Annotated in this window: 2 protein-coding genes; one reads left to right on the plus strand and one right to left on the minus strand. The window is 32.8% G+C overall.

What is annotated here, in order from left to right:
• Positions 1–296: 296 nt before the first annotated feature.
• Complete coding sequence (locus tag WBN21_RS03630) at positions 297–560, minus strand: DUF4834 family protein (protein ID WP_424197936.1); 264 nt, start codon at positions 558–560, stop codon at positions 297–299.
• A 143-nt stretch (positions 561–703) separates the two neighbouring features.
• Here WBN21_RS03630 and WBN21_RS03635 point away from each other — a divergent pair.
• A partial coding sequence (locus tag WBN21_RS03635; protein WP_424197937.1) for a transporter occupies positions 704–1,639 on the plus strand: 936 nt, incomplete at its 3' end.

The raw sequence follows: 1,639 nt of genomic DNA on the forward strand, positions 1-1,639 counted from the left end.
TCCTCACCAGTTTCAGCTTTAAAATCCATTTGCTGTTTACTCATGCCAATAAACTGCACAATATCATTTTGATATATTGCTTTTCCTTTTAAAACAGGACTAAAATATGCTAATGAAATTATTACAAAACCCAGTAAAACTAATACATGAGGTCCTAATTTTTTGATTGAAATTTGCATGAAATGGTTTTAAGGAAATGATTCTGAAAAATACTTATAATTTTTCAGAACAAAGCAATTTGAAATTACTAAACATCAAAAGAAAAGTTTACTTAGTTAAAGAAACTAAAACACCAACTAATCTATTTCTTCATAATCCACATATTCACCAACATTTTTGTTTGATGTTTTGGTTTGTGGCACTTTATCTATCGTAATTTCACCTTCTTTTTTTTGAGGTTCTTGTTGTTGCTTTTTTTGATATTGACCAAACTGATCTCCAAAGCGCTCTTCTGCCTTTTTTGCAGCAAACTTAAGTAATAGCGGAGCAAAAATTCTGGATAATATTTTTATTCCGTAATATATTAAAGCAATTATAAGTATGGTTCTTAATAAACCCATGTTTTAAAAATTATAATGATGTTATACAAAAATACAATTCTATCCGTTTAAAAAAGGCTCAATAATGATAAAAAAAGCATAAAATATCTATATTTGACCAACCTTTAATTCATTTTATTAAAGAAATTAATAAACTTAAGATTATGACCCCATTAAAATCTACTTTGTTTTTCCTGCTGAGTTTAGTTACTTCTCAGGCTTTTTGCCAATATACAGACGTTATCAATTCCAACCGACCAGGAGTATCGAGAAGTGCCTTTTCTGTAGGAACAAATGTTGCTCAATTTGAAATTGGCCCGTATATGTTTAATGAGGAAAGGACACCAGCGGCAGCCTACGAGGTTTCAGGGTTTGGAATTGATTTCGCAGCGCGATACGGACTACTTTTAGAAGAATTGGAAATAAACATTGAAGGAACTTTCCAAAACGACACTAAAACATTTACCTCAAATTCAGCTTCTGAAAGCAATCGAGCCAATTTTAAATTCCTTGCCATTGGAGCGAAATATCTAGTATTTGATCCTTACAAAAATGCTGAAGACGACAAACCAAATCTGTATAGCTGGAAGGCGAACCGACAGTTTAAATGGAAATCCTTAATTCCCGCAGTATCAGTTTATTTAGGCGCTAATTACGACACCAACCCGAACCCATATACCTATTCAGGAATTGAAGGTTTTAGCCCCAAAGTTATGATTGCTACTCAGAATAATTTTTCAGGCGGCTGGGTGCTTGTTATGAATTTTATAAAAGACCGAATTGGAACTGAACAGTCTGATTTTCAATACATATTAACATTAACACACTCATTTAGTCCACAATGGGTTATTTTCGGTGAAACCCAAGGAATCAAAAGTGATTTTTATGCCGATAATCTTTTTAGATTTGGTGGTGCTTATTTATGGGGAAAAGATTTTCAGCTAGATACCGCATTAACCTTTAATACGAAGGACACACCATCAGTTTTTGGCGTAAATTTCGGAATGTCATATCGATTAGATTTTCATAAAGACAAAGAAATTGACAACGGAACATCTGCAGAAGCAGAAGGCAATAGAAGATCTAATCGAAAAGTGAAA

The organism is Algibacter sp., from assembly GCF_049667265.1.
In the GTDB taxonomy this organism is placed as follows: Bacteria; Bacteroidota; Bacteroidia; order Flavobacteriales; family Flavobacteriaceae; genus Algibacter_B.

Bases quoted from the DNA above. Each gene is read 5' to 3' on its own strand.
- WBN21_RS03630 (WP_424197936.1), bottom strand. From the start codon at position 560: ATGGGTTTATTAAGAACCATACTTATAATTGCTTTAATATATTACGGA.